22 protein-coding genes are annotated in these 24,980 nt (G+C 72.7%); 11 read left to right on the forward strand and 11 right to left on the reverse strand.

What is annotated here, in order from left to right; genetic code table 11:
- Window positions 1-9: 9 nt before the first annotated feature.
- Window positions 10-1,233, reverse strand: a complete 1,224-nt coding sequence (locus ACGF5O_RS13345; protein ID WP_393809993.1) for a vanadium-dependent haloperoxidase — start codon at window positions 1,231-1,233, stop codon at window positions 10-12.
- A 648-nt stretch (window positions 1,234-1,881) separates the two neighbouring features.
- On the opposite strand from ACGF5O_RS13345, the gene ACGF5O_RS13350 reads away from it, so the two are divergent.
- The 3 genes from ACGF5O_RS13350 to ACGF5O_RS13360 all read left to right on the forward strand — a co-directional run bounded on the left by ACGF5O_RS13350 (window position 1,882) and on the right by ACGF5O_RS13360 (window position 4,093).
- A complete protein-coding gene (locus ACGF5O_RS13350; RefSeq protein WP_393809994.1) occupies window positions 1,882-2,436 on the forward strand; it encodes a hypothetical protein in 555 nt (184 codons plus the stop codon).
- A gap of 157 nt (window positions 2,437-2,593) precedes the next feature.
- Window positions 2,594-3,088 carry a hypothetical protein gene (locus tag ACGF5O_RS13355; RefSeq protein WP_393809995.1) on the forward strand — a complete coding sequence of 165 codons (495 nt, stop codon included), beginning with the start codon at window positions 2,594-2,596 and terminating at the stop codon, window positions 3,086-3,088.
- Window positions 3,089-3,112: 24 nt separating this feature from the next.
- Window positions 3,113-4,093 (forward strand): threonine/serine dehydratase, encoded by a 981-nt coding sequence (locus ACGF5O_RS13360; protein WP_393809996.1) that lies wholly within the window; start codon window positions 3,113-3,115, stop codon window positions 4,091-4,093.
- 261 nt (window positions 4,094-4,354) lie between these two features.
- Here the strand turns inward: ACGF5O_RS13360 and msrA are convergent, their stop codons facing one another.
- The gene (msrA, locus tag ACGF5O_RS13365; RefSeq protein ID WP_393809997.1) at window positions 4,355-4,867 is read right to left on the reverse strand and encodes a peptide-methionine (S)-S-oxide reductase MsrA; all 513 of its coding nucleotides are present in this window, start codon (window positions 4,865-4,867) and stop codon (window positions 4,355-4,357) included.
- An 80-nt stretch (window positions 4,868-4,947) separates the two neighbouring features.
- The gene (locus ACGF5O_RS13370; protein WP_393809998.1) at window positions 4,948-6,045 is read right to left on the reverse strand and encodes an APC family permease; all 1,098 of its coding nucleotides are present in this window, start codon (window positions 6,043-6,045) and stop codon (window positions 4,948-4,950) included.
- A gap of 134 nt (window positions 6,046-6,179) precedes the next feature.
- Between ACGF5O_RS13370 and ACGF5O_RS13375 the strand changes: the two genes are divergently transcribed.
- The 3 genes from ACGF5O_RS13375 (at window position 6,180) to ACGF5O_RS13385 (ending at window position 8,656) form a co-directional block, all read left to right on the forward strand.
- Window positions 6,180-6,581 carry a FadR/GntR family transcriptional regulator gene (locus ACGF5O_RS13375; protein WP_393809999.1) on the forward strand — a complete coding sequence of 134 codons (402 nt, stop codon included), beginning with the start codon at window positions 6,180-6,182 and terminating at the stop codon, window positions 6,579-6,581.
- A 186-nt stretch (window positions 6,582-6,767) separates the two neighbouring features.
- The gene (locus ACGF5O_RS13380) at window positions 6,768-7,877 is read left to right on the forward strand and encodes a serine hydrolase domain-containing protein (protein ID WP_393810000.1); all 1,110 of its coding nucleotides are present in this window, start codon (window positions 6,768-6,770) and stop codon (window positions 7,875-7,877) included.
- Window positions 7,874-8,656 (forward strand): hypothetical protein, encoded by a 783-nt coding sequence (locus tag ACGF5O_RS13385; RefSeq protein ID WP_393810001.1) that lies wholly within the window; start codon window positions 7,874-7,876, stop codon window positions 8,654-8,656. The genes ACGF5O_RS13380 and ACGF5O_RS13385 overlap by 4 nt, the downstream gene beginning before the upstream one ends.
- On the opposite strand, the gene ACGF5O_RS13390 is transcribed toward ACGF5O_RS13385, so the two are convergent.
- A complete protein-coding gene (locus ACGF5O_RS13390; RefSeq protein WP_393810002.1) occupies window positions 8,638-9,021 on the reverse strand; it encodes a VOC family protein in 384 nt (127 codons plus the stop codon). The two genes, ACGF5O_RS13385 and ACGF5O_RS13390, sit on opposite strands and share 19 nt — an antisense overlap.
- 91 nt (window positions 9,022-9,112) lie before the next feature.
- Here ACGF5O_RS13390 and ACGF5O_RS13395 point away from each other — a divergent pair, with 91 nt between their 5' ends.
- The 3 genes from ACGF5O_RS13395 (at window position 9,113) to ACGF5O_RS13405 (ending at window position 12,360) form a co-directional block, all read left to right on the forward strand.
- Window positions 9,113-10,165 carry an ABC transporter substrate-binding protein gene (locus tag ACGF5O_RS13395; protein WP_393810140.1) on the forward strand — a complete coding sequence of 351 codons (1,053 nt, stop codon included), beginning with the start codon at window positions 9,113-9,115 and terminating at the stop codon, window positions 10,163-10,165.
- Window positions 10,166-11,158, forward strand: coding sequence for a FecCD family ABC transporter permease (locus tag ACGF5O_RS13400; protein WP_393810003.1), 993 nt, complete (start codon window positions 10,166-10,168; stop codon window positions 11,156-11,158).
- Window positions 11,159-11,346: 188 nt separating this feature from the next.
- Window positions 11,347-12,360, forward strand: a complete 1,014-nt coding sequence (locus tag ACGF5O_RS13405; RefSeq protein WP_393810004.1) for a FecCD family ABC transporter permease — start codon at window positions 11,347-11,349, stop codon at window positions 12,358-12,360.
- 1 nt (window position 12,361) lies between these two features.
- Here the strand turns inward: ACGF5O_RS13405 and ACGF5O_RS13410 are convergent, their stop codons facing one another.
- A complete protein-coding gene (locus ACGF5O_RS13410; protein WP_393810005.1) occupies window positions 12,362-13,405 on the reverse strand; it encodes an NAD(P)-dependent alcohol dehydrogenase in 1,044 nt (347 codons plus the stop codon).
- A gap of 173 nt (window positions 13,406-13,578) precedes the next feature.
- Between ACGF5O_RS13410 and ACGF5O_RS13415 the strand changes: the two genes are divergently transcribed.
- Complete coding sequence (locus ACGF5O_RS13415; RefSeq protein ID WP_393810006.1) at window positions 13,579-14,478, forward strand: helix-turn-helix transcriptional regulator; 900 nt, start codon at window positions 13,579-13,581, stop codon at window positions 14,476-14,478.
- A gap of 100 nt (window positions 14,479-14,578) precedes the next feature.
- Here ACGF5O_RS13415 and ACGF5O_RS13420 read toward each other — a convergent pair whose 3' ends face one another.
- The 5 genes from ACGF5O_RS13420 to ACGF5O_RS13440 form a co-directional block, all read right to left on the reverse strand.
- Complete coding sequence (locus tag ACGF5O_RS13420) at window positions 14,579-17,836, reverse strand: S8 family peptidase (protein ID WP_393810141.1); 3,258 nt, start codon at window positions 17,834-17,836, stop codon at window positions 14,579-14,581.
- A 290-nt stretch (window positions 17,837-18,126) separates the two neighbouring features.
- Entirely contained in the window at window positions 18,127-18,810 is a 684-nt protein-coding gene (locus tag ACGF5O_RS13425; RefSeq protein ID WP_393810007.1) for an ABC transporter ATP-binding protein, read from the reverse strand.
- Between the two features lie 246 nt (window positions 18,811-19,056).
- Window positions 19,057-20,538: an ABC transporter permease gene (locus ACGF5O_RS13430; RefSeq protein WP_393810008.1), complete on the reverse strand. Its 1,482-nt coding sequence runs from the start codon at window positions 20,536-20,538 to the stop codon at window positions 19,057-19,059.
- A gap of 209 nt (window positions 20,539-20,747) precedes the next feature.
- On the reverse strand, window positions 20,748-22,277 hold the full coding sequence (locus ACGF5O_RS13435; protein ID WP_393810009.1) for a GMC family oxidoreductase: 1,530 nt from the start codon (window positions 22,275-22,277) through the stop codon (window positions 20,748-20,750).
- A gap of 148 nt (window positions 22,278-22,425) precedes the next feature.
- Entirely contained in the window at window positions 22,426-23,685 is a 1,260-nt protein-coding gene (locus ACGF5O_RS13440) for an MFS transporter (protein WP_393810010.1), read from the reverse strand.
- Between the two features lie 108 nt (window positions 23,686-23,793).
- Here ACGF5O_RS13440 and ACGF5O_RS13445 point away from each other — a divergent pair, with 108 nt between their 5' ends.
- On the forward strand, window positions 23,794-24,399 hold the full coding sequence (locus tag ACGF5O_RS13445; RefSeq protein WP_393810011.1) for a CGNR zinc finger domain-containing protein: 606 nt from the start codon (window positions 23,794-23,796) through the stop codon (window positions 24,397-24,399).
- 16 nt (window positions 24,400-24,415) lie between these two features.
- On the opposite strand, the gene ACGF5O_RS13450 is transcribed toward ACGF5O_RS13445, so the two are convergent.
- The gene (locus ACGF5O_RS13450; protein WP_393810012.1) at window positions 24,416-24,952 is read right to left on the reverse strand and encodes a flavin reductase family protein; all 537 of its coding nucleotides are present in this window, start codon (window positions 24,950-24,952) and stop codon (window positions 24,416-24,418) included.
- Between the last annotated feature and the right edge of the window lie 28 nt (window positions 24,953-24,980).

Consider the following 24,980-nt stretch of genomic DNA (forward strand, 5'->3'; position numbering starts at 1 on the left):
CCCTGCGGTTCAGCCGGTGGGCACGCCGCACTCCGGCTCGGCGGGCCGGTCCCGGCGAACCGTCAGTTTCCGCTGGGTGGGCCGGAAGTAGTGGTCCAGCGCCCAGGCGGCCACCCGGGCGCCGGCCCGGCAGCCGGCCACGTCCGCGGTGCGGGAGTGGACGCCGCCCCACACGCGGGCGTCGACGACGTCCCGGTCGAGGTCGTCGGCGGACCCGTAGTACCGCGTGGTGCCGGTGACGTCGGAGGGGACGTGGAGGTCGATGTGCGAGGTGCCGAGGACGCCGGTCAGGGCGCGGGCCACGGCGGCGGCGACGGTCGTGTGGCCGGCGACGTAGTCCGGGTGGGGCGGGGTGACGAGCAGCGGCTCCCAGGCGGGGTCCGCCGTCGTCGCGGGGTTGCCGTCGGTGTCGGCGAGCCGGATGGCGGTGATCGGACGCCAGGAGCCGTAGTGGTACTTGGCGTCCCATGCCGTGACGACGGCGTCGGCCGCCGACGCGTTCACCGCGGCGAACAGCCGGGCCGTCGCGGCGATGCCGAGCCGGTGCCGGGCGGCGTGATCCCGTACGGCCGCCTGGACCTGTTCGACCAGGTTGCCGCTGAAGAAGAGGGCGGTCTCGGTCTGCCGCGCGGTCCTGCCCGAGCCGGTCTTCGCACCCATGGCCTTCAGCTCCCGGAGGTCCTCGGCGTAGGCGGCCGAGGAGAGGGCGGGCGGGCCGCCGGGCCGGAACTGCCGCGGGGAGGAGAGCAGGAGGGGGCGGAGCCCGGCGAGCCAGGTGTCGATGAAGGGCTGGAACGCGGGTGGGGTGGGCCGCCAGACCCCGGGTGCCGGGGCGGCGGTGAAGGGAAGGTCCGCGAACCTGCCGTCCCCTTCCCGGAGTTCGAGGATGCGGGCGGCGGCGCGCTTGCCGTGGTGCACGCCCTGGTCTCTGGACTGGCCGGCCGGGAGAGCGGCGAGCGAGTCCGCGTAGGCGGTGTCCAGCCGTGTCCTGAAGGCGGGGAAGTACGCGAGCAGCACGTCGTGGGCGGCGGTGGCGGCGGCCGCCGCGGAGGACGCCGTGGCCGGGCCGTGCTCGCGCCACTTGTACAGGGCGTATCCGCCCTCGATCCCCACCACGGCGTTGTACACGGCGACGGAGACGAACCCCTCCCAGATCGCCGCCTGCCCGGAGGGGCGTGGGCCGAGGGCGGCCTTGACCGTGTCGGTGGCGACGGCGTTCCACTCGCGGACCACGGCCGCCGGGTCCGCCGCGGTCCGGGGGCGCGCGTCGGAGGGAGTTACGGGGCGGGTTCCGGAGGGAGTTCCGGGGTGGGTTCCGGGCGGAGTCGTCGCGGCGGTGAGCGTCACGAGGGCGACGGCCGCGACGGCGCAGAGGAATCCCCGGACATGTGAACGCGGCGGGGCGGGGCGAGGGGGCTCTTGATGCACAGCGTGCTCCCTGGGGTCGATTGCCCGAAAGACTTAGCAACGGCCCACTGGCGGAGCAAGACAACTCGCCGCGAACCGGACAGGCCGGGGGCGCCGCCGGGGCGCCGTCTGAGGTCTCGCCGCCCGCCGTGCGGGGATCACCGCCGGACGGGGGACGGACCCCTTAGGCCGGATGCCGTCGCCGGGGTGCGGGCCGGTACGGCCCGCCACAGGATCCTGCTCATGCTGACATCTGCTGAGATACGGCCCTGTTCCCCTCCGGCGCGGCGCGGCGGTGCGCGTCATGCCATATCCGCGGCTCTCGCCTGCGGTGTGCTGCTGGCCGGCACCGCGGCGTGCGGCGGAGCCGACGGTCACCGGAGTCATGTCGGTGCCCCGGGTGTCAACAACCCGGCCGCGCCCGGCTCCCCCGGCCCGGAGAACGGCCCGCGCCTTCCGGGCGTCGGAAGCCGCATGGGCAGGCACGTACCGGCCGACGCCCAGCAGGCCGTGGTCGTCTACGGCGACGGCACGGACTCCGCCGAGAGCACCGTCGTGCTCTACGAGAAACAGGGCACCACCTGGAAGCGCGCCGGCGGCTGGCCCGCGCACAACGGCAGGCTGGGCTGGACGACCGACCACCGCATGGACGACGAGCGCAGTCCCGTCGGCGTGTTCTCCCTGACGGACGCGGGAGGGTCGCTTGAGGATCCGGGCAGCCGTCTGCACTACTGGTACGACGACAACGCCTTCGCCTCGATGATCGAGGACGGTGACGACCACGTCCACGACTTCGACTACGTCATCGCCATCGACTACAACCGGCTCACGGGTGTCCCGCCGTTCGACTGGAGCCGTCCCGACGGGGTGGAGAAGGGCGGCGGCATATGGCTGCACCTGGACCACGGCGACGGCACGTCCGCGTGTGTCACCGTGCCCGAGTCCGGCATGAAGACCCTGCTGCACACCCTCGATCCGCGCCGCCACCCGGTGGTGGTGATGGGTGACCGGAAGCGGCTGAGCGCCTGACGGCCGGCCACGGGCCGGCAACGACCGTGCGTCGGGTGGGCGGCGACGCCGCCGCCCGACGGCACGCGCCCCCTACCATCCGGGGCAGGGGGCCGCAGGCGACCTCCGGATGGGGGGAGCCATGCAACCGACCGCTTCACGGCCGGTGTTCCGGCGCTTGCTCGGCACAGCCGTGGCCGCCGTCGCCCTGGCCGCGACCTCCGGGTGCACGGTTCCCGTCGACGCCGTCACCGGTGTCTCCGTGACCGGCGACGGGCAGTTGCTCGGCGTCATGATGATCTGCGGGCACCACATCGACGGCGCGACCCTCTACGTGGACAGCGCCGACACCGACAAGGCGGTGATGGTCGGTTCGTGGAGGTCCGACCGCCCCCGCAAGGCCGGTCTCGTGCGCTGGCCCCTCGAATCCCCGGCCGCGGGCTGGACCACGACCCGGGCTCCCGCCCCGCTCGCCGCCGGGACGGCCTACGCCCTCTACGGCTGGACCGAGGACAACTCCTGGTCGGCGAGGAACGTCTCCTTCACCCGCGCCGACCTGGACCGGCTCGCGCCGGGAGAGGTCCTGTACGACGACGTCTCGGACGACGGCGACGAGTCCGCGGTCACCGTCCCCATGGCGCAGTTCGAGGCCAGGGCCTGCCGGGACATGTGACGCACCGGCGCTACGCTGCCGTGCATGCAGGGGACGCGTCTCGACACCGGCCGGATCCGGGCGGCCCGCCGGGTGATCGACCCGGTCTTCCTGGACACTCCGCTGTACCGCTGCGAGGCGCTGGAACCGGGTCTGGGATGCGCGGTGAGCATCAAGCTCGAAACGGCGAACCCGGTCCGCAGCTTCAAGGCCCGCGGCACCGAGCTGGTCGCGAGCCTGCTCGCCGAGCAGGGGACACCGGCCGTGGTGTGCGCGAGCGCGGGCAACCTCGGGCAGGCCCTCGCCTGGTCCGGCCGTGTCCGGGGACTCGACGTCACCGTCGTGGCCTCGCGGTTCGCGACCGCGGCCAAGCTCGACCGCATCCGCGCGCTGGGCGCCAGGCTGGAACTGGTGGACGGCGACCACGAGACGGCCCGTGCGCGGGCGGCGGCCGTCGCGCGCCGCGACGGCATCCGGCTGGTCGAGGACAGCCTGGACATCGAGACCTGCGAGGGCGCGGCGACCATCGGCCTGGAACTCGTCGGCACCGCGCCGTCGTTCGACACCGTCCTGGTCGCTCTCGGCGGCGGGGCGCTGGCCACCGGTGTGGGGCACGTGGTGAAGGCCTCGGCGCCCGAGGTCGAGGTGATCTGCGTCCAGCCGCTGGGCGCACCGGCGATGACGCACTCGTGGCACCGGCGGCGCGTCGTCAGCACCGACTCGGCCGACACCATCGCCGACGGCGTCGCCGGCCGGCACCCCGTCCCGGCCGTCCTGGACGACCTTCTGCTGGTCGCCGACGACGCCGTCCTGGTCCGGGAGGAGTCGATCGTCGCCGGTATGCGGATGCTCCTCCACCACGCCGGTCTCGTCGTGGAACCGTCGGCCGCGCTCGGCATCGCGGCGATCCTCGAGGACCGCGACCGCTTCGCCGGACGGCACGTGGTCACCGTGGTCTGCGGCAGCAACGTCGACGTGGACGCCTACCACCGCTGGGTCGGCGCCGCCCCCGTCCGCGGGTCCTGACGGCCGCTCCTGACCCGTCTCCCGTCCACGACGAAGCGCGCGAACCGGGTGAAACCGGTGGACCGGGCGGCACGGGAGCCGGGCCGCGGACCGGCTCGACCGCGACCGGGCCGTGTCGTGCCCGGCGGGTCGCGGGGCGGCTCCGGCCGGGCGGCGGATCGTCCGTTCCCCGGCCGGCGGCGTGGGCCGGGGCGCTCCCCGGTCCGGCGAAACCGTCCGCTCGGTCCTCCCCGTCGCCGCCGGGTCCGGATCGCTGAGCCGTCAGCCCTCCGCGCGGACCGGCAGCTTCCAGCCCGGGCGCGGGAAGTGGCAGGTGTAGCCCTCCGGGTAGCGCTCCAGGTAGTCCTGGTGCTCGGGCTCCGCCTCCCAGAAGGGGCCGACCGGCTCCACCTCGGTGACGACCTTGCCCGGCCACAGACCGGAGGCGTCCACGTCCGCGATCGTGTCCTCGGCGATCCGCTTCTGCTCGTCGTCGACGTAGTAGATCGCCGAGCGGTAGCTGAGGCCGATGTCGTTGCCCTGGCGGTTGCTGGTGCTCGGGTCGTGGATCTGGAAGAAGAACTCCAGGAGAGTGCGGTAGTCGGTCTTCTCGGGGTCGAAGAGGATCTCTATGGCCTCCGCGTGCGTGCCGTGGTTGCGGTAGGTCGCGTTCGCCACGTCACCCCCGGTGTAGCCGACCCGGGTCGCCGTCACGCCCGGCTGCTTGCGGATCAGGTCCTGCATCCCCCAGAAACAGCCGCCCGCCAGCACGGCCCTCTGCGTCTGCACGGTCATCGCGACCCCTCCAATACTCGTCGGCCCGGTCATCCGGGCTCCTCGGCTCGCACACCGGCGGCCTCCGATGTCCACCCCCCTCAACGCGTGAGGGTTCCCGGCGATTCCGTGCCCGCCGCAGGGTCCGCCGCCGGGTCCGCCGCCGGCTCCTCGTCGAAGGTCATCTCCGGCGGGGCCTTGCGGAAGCCCCTGGTCAGGTAGGCGAGGTAGCAGACGCCGAGGGCCAGCCAGACCAGGCCGAGGGTGCGGGCCCGGTCGTCGAGGTGGCACAGCAGCCACACGTCGACGACGGCGCCGACCGCCGGGAGCAGGACGTACGACCAGACGGCGGGACGGCGGCCCGCGCGGCGCTCGCGGACGTAGGTGGCGATGACGGAGAGGTTGACGAAGGTGAAGGCGGTGAAGGCGGTGAAGGCGCCGAAGTTGATGAAGGAGGTGGAGGTGGCGACGTTCAGGCGCAGCGCGATCAGGCCGACGGCACCGGCGAGGAGGATGTTGAAGGCGGGGGTGCGGTACCTGGGATGGATGCTGCCGAAGACCTTCTTCGGCAGCACGGAGTCGCGGCCCATCGCGTAGAGCAGCCATGCCGTGCTGGCCTGTGCCGCGATCCCGGAGGCGAACTGGGCGACGATCAGGCCGGCCAGGAAGACGGAGGAGAACAGGTCGCCGCCGACCGCCTTGGCGATCTCGAACGCGGCCGAGCTGGAGTCGGTGAACGCGTACCCGGGGTGGGCCAGCTGGGTGGCGTAGGCGACGACGACGAAGATGCCGCCGCCGAGCAGCGCGGTCAGCAGGATGGCCCGGGGGATGGTGCGCTGCGGCTCGACGGTCTCCTCGGTGAGCGTGGTGACCGCGTCGAAGCCGAGGAAGGAGTACGCGGCGATGGCGGCGCCCGCGGAGACGCCCGCGAGGCTGGTGGCGTGGTTCGCGAACGGTGTGGTGCTGACGATCGCGGCCGCTCCCTGGTGCTGGAGGACGTGCCGCGGACACAGCAGCGCGAAGATCGCGACGACCAGCACCTGGAAGACCATCAGCAGGTCGTTCACCCGCTCCGCGGTCTTGATGCCCCGGATGTTGAGCGCGGTGGTGACGGTGATGAACGCGATGATCCACACCCAGAACGGGACCGAGGGGTACTGCGCCTGGAGGTAGGCCCCGCCGATGAGCCAGATGACCATGGGCAGGAAGAAGTCTGTGCGCGGACGGCGTCCTGGAGCGCAGGCGGGGCCGCAACGGCGGCACGCTGGTCGCCGAACAGCCGCCCCGGGGGGGCGTCGACGCGGCCGAGGCGTACCACGGGCAGAGTGCCGAGGTGCACCGCCTGATCGACGACCGGACCGTCCTGGAGTGCGGGATCGCCCATCTCGCGACGCACGGTGTGTCCGCCGAGGCCCTGGACGAGCTCGACGGGCTGGTCGCGGCCATGGACCGGGCCGAGAGCTGGGCGGAGTTCCACTCCTGCGACGAGCGGTTCCACCTCGCCGTGGCCCGCGCCACCGGCCTCGACGCGAGCGTCGAGACCTACGGCACCGTGCTGCGCCGGCTCTACGCGTACTACCTGCCCTACCCCCTCGCCGCACTGCGCGAGTCCAACGACGAGCACCGCGCCCTGGTGGCGGCACTCCGCGCGGGCGACGCGCGCGGGGCGGCCGACATCGCCCGCCGCCACGTCGAGACACTGCACCGGACGATGTTCGTGGGCCTGATGCGCTGAGCAACGGCGCGCCCCCGCAAGGGGCGCTGGGGTCCCCCGGCCGAAGGCTGGGGGAGGAACTGCGCGACAAGCCCCCACCGGCCCGCAGTCGGCAGACGGCAGACGGCAGACGGCAGACGGCAGACGGCAGATCACGGAACCGATATTCGGTTGCCCGGACTCGCGCCTGCGGGCTCAATGGCATGCATGGCCGACATCCAGGGCTCGTACGACGAACTGTTCACCGCCGTGCCCTCCGCTCTCGCCGGATTCGTCGCCCACGGCGACGTCGGCGGCGCCGTGGCCGTCTTCGTGGACGGGAAGCCGGTGGTGGACGTGTGGGCCGGGTTCGCCGACGCCGGCCGGACCCGGGCGTGGGAGCGGGACACGATCGTCAACGTGTACTCCGTGACCAAGACGATGACCGCGCTGTGCGCGCTCGTCCTGATCGACCGGGGGAGGCTGGACCCGGACGCGCCGGTCGCCCGCTACTGGCCGGAGTTCGCCGCGGCCGGCAAGCGGCACGTGCTGGTTCGGCACCTGCTGTCGCACACCGCCGGGCTGCCCGACTGGGAGGGCCCGGTCGAGGAGCTGTACGACTGGACGGCCGCCACGGCGCGGCTCGCCGGGCAGGCCCCGCAGTGGGAGCCGGGGACCGCGGCCGGGTACCACTCGCTCACCCAGGGGTTCCTGGTGGGCGAGGTGCTGCGCCGGATCACCGGGCGGACCGTGGGCGAGTTCTTCGCCGCGGAGGTGGCCGGGCCGCTGGGCGCGGACTTCCATCTCGGCCTCGGCCCCGAACACGACGGCCGGGTCGCCCTCACCGTGCCGCCGCCGGGCAGGGACGAGGAGTACACGGCGGGTGCGGCGAACAGCGACGCGGCCCCCACCGCCGCCACCCCCCTGCGCGTCCGGGACGGCAACGGCCTCGCCTGGCGCCGCGCGCAGATCCCCGCGGCGAGCGGCTACGGCAACGCCCGCTCGGTCGCGCTCGCGCAGTCCCTGCTCGCCTGCGGCGGAACCGTCGGCGGGGTCCGGGTGCTGTCCCCCGAGGGGTGCGAGCGGGCCAGGGAGGTGCAGTTCGAGGGCGAGGACCGCATCCTTCGCATGCCGGCCCGGTACGGCCTCGGCTACGGCCTCTTCGGCAACGCCCTCGGCTGGGGCGGCTGGGGCGGCGCGCTGGTCTGGGTCGACCCCGACGAGCGGCTGGCGCTGGCGTACGTGACGAACCAGATGCGCGAGCCCGCCGCCGACAACCGGGGCATGGAGCTGGTCATGGCCGCGCAGGACGGCCTCACGGGACTGCGGGCGACATGAGCGGCGGCTTCTCCCCCGTGAGCCGGATCTCCCTCGTCGGCGGGGGCTGGGACGCGCCCGAGGTGTACGGGCCGTTGGTACGGGCCGCGGGCGGCGGCCGGATCGGGTGTGTCGTCGTCGACGAGGGCGACGGGGCGGAGCAGTTCGCGCGGTACGCGGAAGCCTTGCGGAGCGCGGGGGCCGAGGCCGCGGTGCCGTTGCTCGTGCCGCTCGGGGGCCGGTTCGAGCCGGACGCGCTCCTGGCGAACGCGCCGGCCGGACTGCTGGTCTGCGGTGGGCTCACACCCGCGTACCAGCAGGCGTTCGCGGCGTGTGCCGAGCGGCTGACCGGGCTGCTCGCCGAACACCGCATCCCGTACGCCGGGTTCTCCGCGGGTGCCGCGCTCGCCGCCCGGCGGGCCGTGGTCGGCGGCTGGCTGGCGGACGGGGTGCCGGTCTGCCCGCCGGACACCGCGGAGGATCTCGACGAGGTCGCCGTGCGGCCGGGCCTCGGCCTGGTGCCCTTCGCGGTGGACGTGCACGCGGCCCAGTGGGGCACCCTGGGCCGGCTGGTCGCGGCGGTGTCGCGCGGATCGGTCCGGTACGGCGTGGCGATCGACGAGAACACCGTGCTGGAAGTGCCGGAAGCGACGGAAACGACGGACGGGCGGGGCCGGGTCGGCGGGCGCGGGCACGTCCATGTCGTACGGCCGGCGGCCGACGGCGACCCGGCGGGTGCGGTCGTACGGTCGTACGCGCCCGGCGAGTCCGTGCCGCTGGGTCAGCCGCCGCTGCCGTAGGGGCGGGTGAGGATCTCCAGGCGGTGGCCGTTGGGGTCGTCGAAGTAGGTGCCACGGCCGCCGTCGTTGGTGTTGACCTCGCCGGGACGGCTGTGGGACGGGTCGGCCCAGTAGGTGAGGCCGGCCGCCCGGACCCGGGTGAAGATCTCGTCGAAGTCCTCCTCGGAGACCAGGAACGCGTAGTGCTGCGGCGGGATGTTCCCGGGTGTCTCCATGAAGTCGAGGGTGACGCCGTTGGGTACCGCGACGGGGACGAACGGGCCGTAGTCCGGGCTGACTTCGAGGCCGAGGATGTCGGCGAGGAACCTCGCCGACGCGTGCTTGTCGTGTGCGGCGACGATGGTGTGGTTCAGGTTCACGGTCATCGTGGGACCTCCTCCCGTCCAACGTACTCCCGACACCAGTTAAGGTAAGGCTCACCTTAGTCATTGATCGGGAGAGTTAGTCGTGCGTACGTTGAGGTCGAGGGCCGTCCTGGCCGTGTCCGCCGTCTCCGTGGTGGGCGGCCTGCTGGCCGGCTGCTCGTCGTCCGGCGGTGACGGCGATGCCGGTACCGCCGCCCACGGCGACGGAGCCGTGAACGAGGTCGCCGGCGCCTCCGAAGGGCCCTCCGCCGCGCCCAGCGCGCTCGCCGACGGGATGGGCTCCGACACCGATGCCGACGGCGTCTTCCCGCGCACGGTCACCCACTTCGAGGGCAGCACCACCATCAAGGCACAGCCGAAGCGGATCGCGGTGCTCAGCACCGGGCAGCTGGACGACCTCCTGACCCTCGGCATCGTGCCGACCGCCGGCACCCGCGCCGAGAACGCCGGACTGGTCCCCGACTACCTCGCCGACGCCTTCCCGCAGCACGAGAAGAAGCTCGCCGCGATGACCGACGCGGGCACCCGCACCGCGCCCAACCTGGAGTCCCTGGCCGCCGCCAGGCCCGACCTGATCCTGGTCAACGACTCGCTCGGCGACCTCTACCCCCAGCTGTCGAAGATCGCGCCCACCGTGGTCACCGCCGGCCAGGGCATCAACTGGAAGCGGGACCTGCTGCTCGTCGGGGACGCGGTCGGCGAGGGGCAGCAGGCGCAGGACCTCCTCGACGGCATCGTCGGCAACGCGAAGGAGAGCGGCTCCGCTCTCGACGGCTCGGCGACCGTGTCCATGGTCCGCTTCACACCGGACCGCACCCGGATGTTCGGTGTCTCCTCCTTCACCGGCTCGATAGCCGTCGACATGGGCCTGTCCCGCCCGAAGTCCCAGCGGTTCAACGCGATCTCGCAGGACATCAGCGCGGAGAAGGTCGACATCGCCGACGGCGACTGGATCTTCTACTCGGTGCAGGGCGACGCGCAGAAGACGGACGCGGCGACCGTGCTCGCCGGGCCGCTGTGGAAGTCCCTGAAGGCGGTGCGTGCCGGGCACGCCGTGCAGGTCGACGACGACCCCTGGTACCTCAACGCCGGTCCCACGGCCGCACGTCTGGTCGCACGACAGCTCGCCGAGCACCTCCGGTAAGTGCGCCGCGCCCTGCTCTGGCCGACGGCCGCCCTCGCGGTGGCCGTCGTCGCCGTGCTCAGCCTCGCCGTCGGCACCCGTGCGGTACCGCCGGCGACCGTCCTCGACGCCCTGCTGCACGGCGGGGCCTCCCCCGACGCGCTCGTCGTCCGCTCCCTGCGCCTGCCCCGCACCGAGGTCGGCCTCACCGCGGGCGCCGCGCTCGGCCTGGCCGGCGCCACGCTCCAGGCCGTCACCCGCAACCCGCTCGCCGACCCCGGCATCCTCGGCCTGAGCCAGGGGGCGGCGGCCGGGGTCGTGCTCGCGATCGTCCTCGACGGCTCCGGGTACGGCTTCGGGGCCTACGTCTGGTACGCCTTCACCGGCGCCGTCGTCGCCGCGTGCCTGGTGTACGGGGTCGCGGCGCGCGGGCGGGGCGGGGCGTCCCCGGTGAAGCTGGCGCTGGCCGGCACCGCCCTGTCCGCGATGACCGCGGGCGCGACCACCGTCGTCCTCACCTCCAGCTCGGCCACCCTCGACCAGTTCCGGTTCTGGCAGGTGGGGGCGCTCAGCGGGCGGGACGCGGGGACGGTCGTACGGATGCTGCCGTTCCTGGCGGTGGGCGCCGTGCTGGTGCTGTGCTGCGCCCGGGGTCTTGACGCGCTCGCGCTCGGCGACGAGACGGCGCGGGCGCTGGGGCACCGGGTCCATCTGGTCCGGGGGTGCGCGGCGCTGGGCGCGACACTGCTGACCGCTGCCGCGGTGGCGGCGGCCGGGCCGATCGCGTTCGTCGGGCTGGTGGTGCCGCATCTGGCACGGCGGCTGGTCCGGGGTGGCGGGTACGGGCGGGTACTGCCGCTGTCCGCGCTGCTGGGAGCGGGTCTGCTGGTGGCCGCGGACGTGGTGGGACGGGTGGTGCGGGCTCCTGCGGAGGTGCCGGCGGGTGTGATGACGGCGTTGGTGGGGGTGCCGGTGCTCGTGGCACTGGTCCGGCGGAAGGGAGCCGTGGCGTGAGGCGCACCCGGGGCCGGGGGGTGGGGCCGCTCACCGGCGCTTGCCGGGTGCCGCCCGCGCCCACCCGTGCCGCCCCAGCGGCACGACTGCCCGCGGCTGAAGTGGCTGACACGAGCGCCCGCAGGCAGCGCCCCGTAAGGGGCGCGGGGAACTGCGCGAGCAACCCCCACCGGCCCGCAGGTGGATTCGTGCTGCGGCCGCACCCCCGTTTCTCCCTCGTCCTCCACAAACGGTCGATCCTCGTCGCCCTCGCGCTGCTCGCCCTGCTCGCCGCCGCCATGGTCACCTCGGCCTGCGTCGGCCAGACCTACATCTCTCCCCCGGACGTCTGGCGCACCCTGCGCGGCGCCCCCACACCCTACGAACTCGTCGTCAACGAGCTGCGGGTCCCCCGGATCGTGCTCGGCGCTCTCGTCGGCGCGTCCCTCGGTGTCGCCGGGGCGCTGGTGCAGACGGTCACCCGGAACCCGCTGGCCAGCCCCGACGTCATCGGCGTCGGGCACGGCGCCGCCGCCGCGACCGTGGTCGCGCTGGCCACCGGAGCCGTCGCGGCGCCCGGTGCGATGCCCGTCGTCGCCGTCGCCGGCGGGCTGACCGCCGCCGCTCTCGTCTACGCGCTCGCCTGGCGCCACGGCATGCAGCCCAGCCGCTTCGTGCTCACCGGCGTCGGTATCGGCGTCGCCCTGTCCGCCGTCGTCCAGCTGTATCTCACCGACAGCGAGCTGGACGCGGCCGAACAGGTCAAGCTGTGGCTGACCGGCAGCCTGAACGGGCGGGGCTGGGAGCAGGCCGGGCCGCTCGCCGTGGTCCTCGCCCTCGCCGTGCCGGGGCTGGCGTGGGCCGGCCGGGCGGCCCGGCCGCTCGGGCTCGACCCCGACACCGCCGCCGCCCTCGGCCTCCGCGTCGACCGGGCCCGGCTCGGCCTCACCGCGCTCGGCGTCGTGCTCGCCGCCGCCGCGACCGGTGCCGCCGGGCCCGTCGGGTTCGTCGCGCTGACCGCGCCCCAGCTGGCCCGGCGGCTCACCCGCACCCCGCAGCTGCCGCTGGTCTGCTCGGCGCTGACGGGCGCGGTCGTGCTGGTGGCCGCCGACCTGGTGGCCCGCACCCTGGTCCCTCCGCTGGAGATCCCGGTCGGTGCGCTGACCTCCCTGGTCGGCGGCCCCTATCTGCTCTACCTGCTGGGCCGCAGGCGGGAACGGTGACTCAGATCGTCGCCGTGTCGATCACGAAGCGGTAGCGGACGTCGCTGTTGACGACCCGCTCGTACGCCTCGTTGATCTGGTCGGCGCCGATGACCTCGATCTCGGCACCCAGGTTGTGCTCGGCGCAGAAGTCGAGCATCTCCTGGGTCTCCGGGATACCGCCGATGCCGGAGCTGCTCAGGCTGCGGCGGTTGCCGAAGACGGAGGAGAGCAGGATGTGCACCGGCTCCTCGGGGATGCCCACGTTCACCATGGCGCCGTCGGTCTTCAGCAGCGACAGGTAGGCGTCGAAGTCGAGCGGCGCCGACACCGTGTTGAGGATGATGTCGAAGGTGCCCTCGAGGTTCTCGAAGGTCTTCGGGTCGCTGGTCGCGTAGTAGTGCGTGGCGCCCAGCTTCAGCCCGTCGTCCTTCTTGCGCAGGGACTGGGACAGGACGGTGACCTCCGCGCCCAGGGCGGCGGCGATCTTCACGCCCATGTGGCCCAGGCCGCCGAGGCCGACGACCGCGACCTTCTTGCCGGGACCGGCGTTCCAGTGCTTGAGCGGGGAGTACGTGGTGATGCCGGCGCACAGCAGGGGGGCCGCCACGTCGAGGGGGAGGCCGTCGGGGATGCGGACGACGTAGTTCTCGTCGACGACGACCTTCTGCGAGTAGCCGCCGTAAGTGGGCTGCCCGTCCTTGCCGACGGCGTTGTACGTCCAGGTCGGACCGCCGCCGGTGCAGTACTGCTGGAGGCCGGCCTTGCAGTTGTCGCACTCGCGGCAGGAGTCGACCATGCAGCCGACGCCCACCCGGTCCCCCACCGCGTACTTCGTGACACCCGGGCCGACCTCCGAGACGACGCCCGCGATCTCGTGACCGGGCACCATCGGGAAGATCGCCGTACCCCAGCCCTCGCGGGCCTGGTGGATGTCGGAGTGGCAGATACCGGCGAACTCGATGTCGATGAGGACGTCGAACTCGCCGACCGCGCGCCGCTCGATCGTGGTCCGCTCCAGCGGGGCCTTCGCGGCGGGCGCGGCGTAAGCAGCAACAGTGGTCATGAGGGGGGTTCTCCTAATGGTGTCTTCGCGCCCGGTCGTCTTCTGCCTCCCGGGCACGGCTCCAGCCTCCTCCACGCTACGTCCGCCACCCAGCCCCCGCCTCTGCGTACGTCTGCCGTGCCTACCACCGGCGGGGTCAGGTTCCGGTGCGTACGACCATGAATACTGGACGTATGGAAGACCTCCCCCTGCCCTCCTCCGAACCGGCGTCCCTGGACCGGCGTGCCGAGCTCAGCGAGTTCCTGCGCACCAGGCGGGCCCGGCTGCGCCCCTCCGACGTGGGGCTGCCGGACTTCGGGCGGCACCGCAGGGTGCCGGGACTGCGGCGCGAGGAGCTGGCGCAGCTGGCCGGGGTGTCGGTCGCGTACTACACGCGCCTGGAACAGGGCAACGGGCGGAACGTGTCGCCGGAGGTGCTGGACTCGATCGCCCGCGCGCTGCGGCTCACCGACGCCGAGCACGCGCATCTCATGCATCTCGCCAAGGGCAAGCAGCACAAGAAGAAGGCGTCGGCGCGGCCGCAGCAGGTGCGGGCCTCGCTGGGGCAGCTGCTGGAGTCGCTGGACAGCGTGCCGGCGTACATCGTGGGGCGGCGCTCGGAGATCCTCGCGTGGAACAGGATGGCGGCCGCGGTCTTCGGCGACTGGGCGGAGCTGCCGGTGACGGAGCGCAACTGGGCCCGGCTGACGTTCCTGCGGCCCGACTACCGGGAGCTCTTCGTCGACTGGGAGCAGAAGGCGATCGACATCGTGTGCCAGCTGCGGATGGACGCGGGCTGCTACCCGGACGACCCCCGGCTCTCCGCGCTGGTGGGCGAGCTGTCGGTGAAGAGCGAGGAGTTCCGACGGCTGTGGGCGACCCACGACGTCAAGGAGAAGTCGTACGGGGTGAAGCGGATGCACCATCCGCTGGTGGGTGAGGTGTCCCTGAACTACGAGTCGTTCCGGATGCCCGGCGACCTGGACCAGGCCCTGGTCACCTACCACGCGGAACCGGGTTCGGCGTCGGCCGAGGCGCTGCGCCTGCTGGCCAGCTGGGGCACGGACGCCACCCGGGTCGCTCCGACGGCCTGAGGGTCGGCGGGCGCCGGTCTGCGGTAGGCATGGAGAACGGCCCGTCGGAAGCCGCGCTTCCGACGGGCCGCTCGCTGGGGTGCTACTCAGCGGCCACGGCTCACTTTCCGTGGTACGCGTTGTAGATCGAGACCGCCGACTTGTTGCCCTTCTTGTCGACGACCGTGGCGCGGAACGAGATCGCCTTGCCCCTGGCCGGGTTCCTGACGGTGATCTTGCCGTGGGCGACCGTCGTCTTCCGCCAGTTCCGGCCGTGGTCGTAGGACACGTAGACCGTGAGCGACTTCAGGTTGCGGCCGGCCGCCGCGCCCTCGACGGTGACCGGGAAGGTGGCCTTCTTGCCCGCCGTGACGCGGCTGTCCAGGCCGGTGCCGGCGCCGAAGTGGACGGTGGAGGCCGGCAGCTGGGCCAGCGGGGTGGTGCTGCCCGGCTTCTTCGAGCGGAAGGTCCAGCTCGCGTCGACCCGGGTGGAGGCGGCGGCGACCCTGGCCGAGCGGACCACCGAGGTGGTCAGCTTGTACGCGGCGTCGCCGGACGGCACCGTGAACACGCCGTCGCCGAAGAGCGGGTCCTTGTTGGAGCCGACCTTCGTGCCGTTGCGGTAGAGGGTGGTGTTCACCGACAGGAAGTCGGAGGACCCGGCGTGCCGGGCGCCGTCCGCGAAGAGCGGGACGATGCCGTAGATCTGGTTGCCGTCCCGGTACAGGCCGTACCCGCTCCCGCTGCTCAGCTCCGGTCCGAAGACGGCCGTGTTGAAGGTGTTCCGGTAGCTCTTGCCGGCCTTGTACGTCTTCGGGTCGCCGAGTGTGTAGTAGGCGTCGGCGACCGGCACGCCCTGGGCGTCGTGGCCGGAGAACTGCGTGGCGTCGAAGGCCCACTGGGCGCCGTCCACGGTGGAGACGTGGAAGGTGCGGGTGCCCGGCAGCTTCTGCTCCACCGCGTCGCCCATGACGAAGTCCTCGCCGACGACCCCCCACGGAGCGATCGAGCCGGTCTTGCCCGGGGCCGAGGCTCCGACGGCGTTCCTGACCGTGGCGAGCTCACCGGCCTTGAAGTGCCGGACCTTGCCGCCCTGCAGCTTCTTGACCCGGGCGCTGGTCGCGACGTCGTACTCCTCGCCGCTCCCCTTGGTGAACTGGCCGCTCCAGGTCTGGGTCAGACCGCTCGCGACCTCGCCGCCCAGCGGTGCCACCCGGACCTTGTCGAAGCTGTCCATGGCGACCCCGAACCCGATGCCCGCCGGGTCGTACATGTAGTCGATCGTCGCCATGTGCGGCTTGGCCCCGGCGTCCGGCACCGTGATGTCGGCGGCCTTGGTGGTGCGGGCGTCGATGGTGAGCGTGAGGTCCTTGGTGACGTCGAGCTTCGGGTTGACGAGCCAGTCGACACCGCCGTCGAAGGTGGTGAGGTTCTTGGCGATCCAGGCGTCGAGCAGGTACGTGCCCTTCGGCACCCGGAACGTGGCGGTCCCGGTGTCCGAGACCGGCACGACGAAGTCGCGGCCGTCGCCGAGGCCCGCGTAGTTCACGAGGTCGGTGCTGTAGACACCGGTCGGGTTGCCGTCGCGCCCGATGTGCTTGACGGTGACGCTGTACGACTGCACCTCACGCTGGACCGCCGCCGCCGTGCGGATGCTCTGGCCGCCGCCGGTCGCCGTGACGTACGCCGAGTAGGCGCCGTCGAGGGTGCCGCCCAGCTTGGTGTCGACGGTCAGGCCGACGGAGGCCGTGCCGCCCGCCGGGACGGTCACCTGGGCCGCGTCGAGCTTGAAGAAGCCGGCCGGGGCCGCCGCACCCTTGGGGTCGGTGGCGGACGACGTCAGCGTGAGCGTCACGTCGGAGGTGCCGGTGTTGCGGTAGGTCAGCTGCTTGGTGACCGGGGTGTCGTCGGTGTGCGGCCACTGCTGCACACCGAAGTTCACCGACACCGGGTCGGCGAGCACGGTCTGCTTGATGGCCTTGTCGACGGCTATCCGGCCCGAACCCTGCTCGAACGGCGTGTAGTTGCCGCCCTTCGCGGAGCCGGTCAGGGCCGCCTTCAGCTCCTGGAAGCCCCAGTCGGGGTGCTCCTGCTTGAGGATCGCGGCGGCGCCCGCGACGTGCGGGGTCGCCATCGACGTACCGGAGATGGTCAGGTAGCCGGGCGGGTTCTCGCCGACCTCCTGGTCGATGACGCTGCCCTTGGCCGCCGCCGCGGTGATGTCGACGCCGGGCGCGGTGACGTCCGGCTTGATGGAGCCGTCGGCGGCGGGTCCGGTGGAGGAGAAGTCGGCGAGCTTGTCGTTGCCGTCGACGGCACCGACGGTGAGCGCGTCGGCGGCGCTGCCCGGCGAACCGATCGACTCGGGGCCCTCGTTGCCCGCGGCGATCGCGAACAGGATGCCCTTCTGCTCGGAGAGCTTGTTGACCTCGGCTTCGAGCGGGTCGATCTCCGGGGTGTCGAAGCCGCCGAGGCTGAGGTTGACGACGGAGGCGCCCTCGGCCGCCGCCCACTCCATGCCGGCGAGGATGCCGGAGTCGTCACCGGAGCCGGTGTCGTCCAGGACCTTGCCGTTGAGGATCTTCGCGCCGGGCGCGACGCCCGTGTACTTGCCGTTCGACTTGGCGCCGGTGCCCGCCGCGATGGACGCGACGTGCGTGCCGTGGCCGAAGTGGTCGGTGGCGTCGGCGGCCGTGCTGAAGTTCTTGGACTCGATCACCTGGTCCTTGAGGTCCGGGTGGGTCGTGTCGACACCGGTGTCCAGGACGGCGATCTTGACGCCCTTGCCGTTGTAACCGGCCGCCCACGCGGTGGGCGCGCCGATCTGCGGCACGGACTTGTCCAGGCTGGCCTTGCGGACGCCGTCCAGCCAGACGTGCGCGATGCCGGACGCAGCCTTGTCGCCGTTGGTGACCGCGTCCCACAGCTCGGGCGTTTCCTTGGCCGGGGTCTGCACGGCGTCCGCGTTCAGCGTCTTCAGGCTGTGCCGCAGGGTGCCGGCGTCCCGGACGTCGGCCTTGGTGGCCGCGGCGGCGCCCTGGTAGCCGACGATGACCTTCAGGCCGTTCTTCTGCGCCTTGCGGGTCGCTGCCTTGTTCAGCTCGGTGACGTCGAACAGCCGTCGGTCCAGCTTGCCGGAGACCACCAGCCGGACGGCGTCACCGGGGACGACGAGGGTGTGCCCGTCGACCTTGCTGATCCGGAAGGGTATGTGCCGGCGTCCCTCGGCCCGCTCCAGGCCGACGACGCGGCCCTTGGCGTCGAGGGCGACCCGGTCGCCGGTGATCAGGGTGATGTGGTGCTTGGCGGTGAGCGAAGAGGCGGTCGCGGCGGTCGCGGCGACGCGCTGTTCCGGCCCGGCGGCTGCCGGGCTGGTCATGCCCGCGGCCAGCGCGACGGCCGCTGCCGTGGCCACCGAGGCCACGGCAGCTCTTTTCACTTGTCTGCGCAAGACTCCCCCAGGAGACGGTGTGCCGGGCGAATTCCCCGTTCACCCGGCCGGGGGCAGTCCCGTACACACATACGTCAACCCCCCGGAATACGGAGTATGCCGGGGGGTGATCAGCGGGCTCAATAGATGAGAGGCCGGTAAGAAGAGTGCGGGAGAACTGTTACGCGCCGGGGTGAACACCGTTACACAACCGCGCGGTCGCGCTCGGCGCGCCGGTGTTACGCGCCGGCGTTCTCCTTGACGGTGATCTTGCCCTTGCGGATGGTCGCGAGGCGCGGGGCCTTCTTCGCGATCGCGGAGTCGTGGGTGACCATGATGAAGGTCAGCCCGTGCTCCTTCCACATGCGCTCCAGTACGTCCATGATCTCGTCGCGCATGCCCTCGTCGAGGTTGCCGGTGGGCTCGTCGGCGAGCAGCACCTTGGGCTGCTTGACCAGGGCCCGGGCGATGGCGACGCGCTGCTGCTGGCCGCCGGACATCTCGCCGGGCAGGTGGCCGAGGCGCTCGCCGAGACCGACCGACGTCAGCGCCTCGGCGGCGCGTTCGCGCCGTTCCTTGGTCTTGACGCCGAGCGGGACGAGGGCGGTCTCGACGTTCTCCTGCGCGGTGAGCGTCGGGATCAGGTTGAACGACTGGAAGACGAAGCCGATGTTCTCGCTGCGGACCCGGGTGAGCTTGGCCTCGGAGAGCCTGGCCAGGTCGGTGCCGTCGAGCACGACCTCGCCGGAGGTCGGCCGGTCCAGGCCGCCCAGCATCTGCAGGAGGGTGGACTTGCCGCCGCCGGTGGGGCCCTGGATGACCAGGCGGTCGCCGTCGGCGATGGTGAGGTCGATGCCGTCGAGGGCACGGACGGTGTCCTTGCCGCGTGAGTAGAGCTTGGTGACGTTTCTGAGTTCGTACATGGTGGCTCCCGTTGTTCTCTGGGATGGGGCGGTTCGGATTTCGGCCGCGGGCCGGTGGGGGCTGATCGCGCAGTTCCCCGCGCCCCTGACGGGGCGCTTCACAGCCGTGGCTCACATAGCCGCGGGCAGTCGTGCCGCTGGGGCGGCACGGGTGGGCGCTGGGGGTCCCCCCGGCCGAAGGCTGGGGGAGGCACCCTGCAAGCGCCGGTAAGCGTCCCCACCCCCGCCCCCAGCCGACGTCGGCTACTACTCCACGCGCCGCAGCGCATCCGCAGGACGGAGCCGCGACGCGCGCCAGCCGCCGAACGCGCCCGCGATCAGGCCGCCGGCCACCGCGAGGCCCACCGCCACGGTGATCGTGGTGACGCTCACCGGGGCGGTCAGGGCGACCTCCAGGGTCTTCGCGGTCTGCCGGCCGGGACCGCCGCCGAAGCCGCCGCCCCCACCGCCGCCGAAGCCGCCGCCACCGCCGCCGGTGCCACCACCGCCGCCCAGCGAGGCCTGCAGCGTGGGGCTGATCTCGGTGACGACATACGCGCCGGCCAGGCCGAGCGCGATCCCGAGCGCGCCGCCGACCAGGCCGTTGACCATGGCCTCGCCGACGACCTGCCGGGTGACCCGGCCGGACTTCCAGCCCAGCGCCTTCAGCGTGCCGAACTCACGGACCCGGCGGGAGACCGCCGACGAGGTGAGCAGGCCTGCGACCAGGAACGCGGCCACGAGCACCGCGATGGACAGCCACTTGCCGACGTTGGTGGCGAGCGAGGACGCCGTGGACAGCGAGCCGGAGACGGTGTCCGCGAGGTCGGCGGAGGTGGTGACCGTCGTACCCGAGACGTTGCTCTGGATGGTCTTCTTGACCGCCGAGATCTGCTTGGAGTCGGTCGCCTTGACGTAGATCGTGGTGACCTTGTTCTTCTCGTCGGCGAGCGTCTGCGCCTGCTTCAGCGGCATGTACAGGTTGGCCGCCGCGTCACCGCTGTCGGCCGTCGCGATCCCGACGATCGTGAACTTGACCTTGTTGATGGTGACGGTCGAACCGACCTTGTACTTCTTCTCCTTGGCGTACGCCGAGTCGGCCACCAGCACCTTGGCGTCGGTCTCGGTGGTCTTGAAGGTACGGCCGCTGGTGATCTTCGAGGAGGTCAGCGGGCCGATCCCGGTCTGGGAGACGTCGGTCCCGTAGACCGAGTACGAGTTGACGTCGAAGTTGGCGCCGCCGCCCTGGACTTCGCCCTGCGGCTGGCCGTTGCCGCCGCCCTCGGGGCCGCCCTGGTTGCCGCCGCTGCCGGAGTTCCCGTTCTGCTGGAACTGACCGCGGGTGAACTGGCCGCTGATCTTGACCACGTTGAGGTTCAGCCCGCCGACCGCGGTCGCGACGCCCTTCTGGCCGCCGACCTTGGTGACGGTGGAGGAGGCGAGGGTGGTGAAGCCCTGCACCATGACCCGGTCACTGCTCTGTGTGCTCGACGAACCGTTGTTCTGCGCGTCGAAGTTGAAGCGGGGCCGCTGGGATGCGCTCGTGGACGCCGACGCGGCCTTGGTGACCGTCATGTCCGTACCCAGGCCGTACAGCGACTGGAGGACCTTGTCCTGTGCCTTCCCCATGCCGTTGGACACGGAGTTGACCACGATGACCAGTGCGATACCCAGCGCAAGGCCGGAGGCGACGACGAGAGCCGCCTTTCTGCGGCGGCGCAGTTCGCGCCTCAGGTAGGTGAAGAACATGACCGCAAGGTAGGGACGCACCGTGATGGCTCGATAAGGCCTAAATAAGAGATGCATGAGAAGGCTGTACGGAGGCCAGGAACAGCCCCGCACGGGGCTGTCAGCGCGGGACGCGGACACCCTCCGCCCGGGCGCGCGGAAACCCCGGCCGGGCGGGGGAATCACCGGCCGGGGTCGCTGGGGCCGTTTCCTCGGCGTTCGCCGTTTCCTCAGCGTTCGCCCAGGATGACGTCCGCGGCGCGTTCGGCGAGCATCGTCACGGGGGCGTGGGTGTGCGCCCGCACCAGGCTCGGCATCGCGGCGGCGTCCACCACTCGCAGGCCGTGCACGCCCCGGACGGCGAACGACGGGTCGAGGACGGCGTGTTCGTCCGTGCCCATGCGGCAGGTGCTCACCAGGTGGTGGATGCTGCCGCCGGTGGCGCGGATGTACGCCGTGATGTCGTCGAGGTCCTCGGAGAGCGCACCGTCCGTGAGCGGTTTGCCCAGCCACTGCGCCAGGTCGGGCTGGCGCAGGATCCGCTGGGCCGCGCGCACGCCCGCGACCAGGGTGCCCAGGTCCTCCCCCGCCGCGTCGGTCAGGTAGCCGGGGTCGATCAGCGGGGCGTCGTACGGGTCGGCGCTGCGCAGGGTGACGCTGCCCCGGCTGTGCGGGCGCATGAGGATGACGCCCAGGGCCATGCCGTGCGCGGCGGGCCGCTGGTGCTCGCCGAGCGGCACCACCAGGTGGACGATCTCGATGTCGGGGGCGTCCAACTCCGCCCGGGTGCGCAGGAAGAGCAGCGCCTCGGAGATGATCGAGTCCAGGGAGCCGTGGCGGTCGGTCAGGTACTGGTCGATCTGCTCGGGCGAGGTGCCGGAGCCGGGCGACCAGAAGCCCTGGGCCTCGAAGGCCAGCGGGACCAGCAGATGGTCCGTCAGGTCCCGGCCCACCCCCGGCAGGTCGCGCACCAACGGGATGCCGTGCGGGGCCAGTTCGGCGGCGGGGCCCACGCCGGACCGCAACAGCAGGTGCGGGCTGCCGACGGCGCCGGCCGACAGGACGACCTCGCGTGCGGCGCGCAGGGTCTCGGTGCCGGACTCCCCCTCGACCTCGATGCCGACGGCCCGGGTGCCCTCGAACAGCACCCGGTGCACCAGCGTGTCCGCGAGCACGGTCAGGTTGGACCGCTCCCGGGCCGGCGTGAGGTAGGCGTCGGCGGAGCTGTGCCGCAGGCCCTCGCGGTGGGTCGCGCGGGCCAGCGCGTAGCCCTCCTGGACCTCGGCGGCCGGGATGTGTCCGAGGCGGGCGCAGGCGTCGACGAACGCCGGGGTCACGGGCAGCGGATAGCGCAGCCCGGAGAGGCTGATCCGCTGCTCGGCGCGGTCGAAGTAGGGCTGCAGGTCGTCGTGGCCGAAGCCGTCGAGGCCCGCCTGCGCCCAGCCGTCGTAGTCCGCGCGGTGGCCGCGGGTCCACAGCTGGGCGTTGATCACCGAGGAGCCGCCGACCGCCTTCCCGCGCGGGATCGGTATCGTGCGGTCGCCGAGCCCGGGCTGGGGCACGGTGCTGAAGTTCCAGTCCAGGTCGCCGCCGAACAGCCGCGGGAAGAGGATCGGCACCTGCACCTCGGGGCGGGTGCCGGCGGTCCCGGTGCCGGCCTCGACGAGGAGCACCCGGGCGGTGCCGTCCGCGCTGAGCCGGTCGGCGAGCACGCAGCCGGCCGAGCCGGCGCCGACGACGATGTAGTCCCACCCGCTCACCGGGCGGCCGCCTCTCGGCCCCGGGCGGTGCCGGCCGGGGGCGTGGTCAGGCCCCAGGTGGTGCTTTTCCGGCGGAGGGTATCGGGCATGACAGCTCCTTGTGTGTGCGGTGACTGGATGACTGCGGGGTGACCGGGCGGACGGTGCGTCAGCGGGCCGCCGGGGCGGAGGTGGAGTCGGCGGCGGTGACCTGCTCCGTCACCGGGGCCGCGGCCGGGCGGGCGCGCAGCACGTGCCGGAGGAGGGCGAGGCCGGCCAGGAGCATGACGAGGCCGCAGACGCCGTTCCAGCCGAAGCCGGAGTACGCCCGCACGCCCAGCCAGGAACCGGCGCTGCCGCCGAGGAATGCGCAGGTCATGTAGGCGGTGTTGAGGCGGGCGCGGGCCTCGGGGCGGAGCGCGAAGATGCGCGCCTGGTTGGCGACCTGGCCGGACTGCATGGCCACGTCGAGCAGGAGCATCCCGGCGCCCAGGCCGACCAGGCCGACGGCACCGCCGAGGTGACCGGTCAGCAGCAGGGCGCCGGCGGCGATGGCGCCCGCCATGCACACCAGGTTGACGGTGTCGGGGCCCTGGCGGTCGGTGCGGCGCCCGGCGACCGGGGTGGCGAACATGCTGGCCGCGCCCACCAGGGCGAGCACGCCGACGGCCGGGGTGCCCAGGTGGTAGGCGGGGCCGGTGATGTACAGCGCGAGGGCGGTCCACGCGGCGCTGAAGGCGGCGAAGACCAGCACCTGGTTGAGGGCGGAGCGGCGCAGCTGCGGCTCGGTGCGCAGCAGGTGCAGGGAGGCCGCGAGCAGGGCCGGGTAGCGCTGGTCGGTGCTCGGGGTGGTGATGGGGAGCGCGGCGGCCAGGGCCAGGGTGAGGACGAGCACCAGGCCGGCGGCGACCAGGTAGGGGGCGCGCCAGCCGAGCCACTCGCCGAGGGTGCCGGAGAAGGTGCGGGCCAGCAGGATGCCGCCGATCAGGCCCGACAGCAGGGTGCCGGTGACCGCGCCGCGGCGCTCCGGTGCGGTCAGGCCGGCCGCCATCGGGATGAGGATCTGCGGGACCACGGTGGTCAGGCCGACCAGCGCACTGGCGACGGCGAGGACGGGCAGCGAGGTGGCAGTCCCCGCCAGCACCAGCCCGGCGCAGGTCACCAGCAGCAGGGTGGTGACCAGGCCGCGGTGGCGCAGCCGGTCGCCGAGCGGGACCAGCAGGAAGATGCCGGCCGCGTAGCCGAGCTGCGCGCAGGTGACCACGACGGCCGCGGACTCCGGGGAGACGTGCAGGTCGGAGGCGATGAGCGGGCTGATCGCCTGTGGGAAGTAGATGTTGGCCACCGCGACGCCACAGGCGACGGAGAGCAGCAGGATCAGGCGCCGGCTCAGCGTCGGCGACGAGGAGGGGGGAGGCCCAGCGGACACGACACACCTCTGGCGAAGAAGAGGAAGGGGGAGACGGAGAAAGAAGAACCGCTTTAACCGGTTCCTCGACGGTACCAGTAAAACCGGTTCCGAAGTAGGGTGGTTCTCATGCCCGACACACCCGCGCCCACCGCCCCCCGCTTCCGCAGCGGCGCGGGCCGGATCTGCCTGGACTTCATGCGCACACTCCGGCTGCGCGGCATGGACGGCGCCACCGAGGAACTGGACACCCCCGAGGCGCTGACCGCCTGGGTCGCCCAACTGGGCCCCTATCCCGACGGCACGGCGATCCCGGCCCCGGCGACGGACGTGCTCCGGGAGGCGCGGGCGGTGCGGGAGGCGGTGCACGCGCTGCTGACCTCGGCCCGCTCGCCGGCCGGCCCGGCCGGCTGCCCGCCCGGGGAGCGGGAGCTGGTGAACCGGGCCGCCGCGGCGGCACCCCCGGTTCCGGTGCTCGCCGCGGACGGCACGGTGGCCTGGAGTGCCCCGGACCCGGTGGGCGCGGTCCTCGCCGACATCGCGCGCGACGCGCTCGCGCTGGCGACCTCGCCCGCCCTCGACCGGGTACGGGCCTGCTCCGGACCGCACTGCGCCGCCTGGTTCCTCGACACGTCCCGTCCGGGGAACCGCCGCTGGTGCTCGATGGAGACCTGCGGCAACCAGGCCAAGAAGCAGACCTGGCGCAGCAGGCACGCGGCGGCGCCGACCGCGTGACGAGCCGTCGCCCGCCTCAGCCGCGGGCGGGGCGTACGAAGCCACGGTCGACGTAGACCAGCGCCTCCTGATCGTGGGCGGCGACACAGTCCAGGACCCGGCCGACCAGCATGCTGTGGTCGCCGCCGTCCACCACCTCGTGCATCCGGCAGGCCAGCCGGACCACCGCCCGGGGGATCCCGGGCAGCCCGCGTTCCAGGGGTTCGGTGTCGCCCGCGGCGAACCGGTCCACGCCCGAGGTCGCGAACCGCCGGGCGATCTCGGACTGGTCGTGCGCCAGGACGTTGACCATGAAGTGGCCGGCGCCCGCGAACGCGGCATGCGTACTGGCCTTCTTGTCCAGGCTCACCGTCACCAGGGGCGGGTCCAGGGAGAGCGAGACGAAGGAACTCGCGGTGAAGCCCCAGCGGCGTCCGCTCTCGTCGACCGTGGTGGTGACGACCACCGGACCGGGGACCCGGGCCATGGCATGAGTGAAGTCGACCTCCCCGGCGGCTTCTCCGGCGGCTTCTCCGGCAGCTATTTCGGCAGCTTTTTCGGCAGCGACGGACATGGATACGACGCCTCCTCGGGCGTGGTCA

The sequence above is a fragment of the Streptomyces sp. NPDC048291 genome (genome assembly GCF_043201715.1).
In the GTDB taxonomy this organism is placed as follows: domain Bacteria; phylum Actinomycetota; class Actinomycetes; order Streptomycetales; family Streptomycetaceae; genus Streptomyces.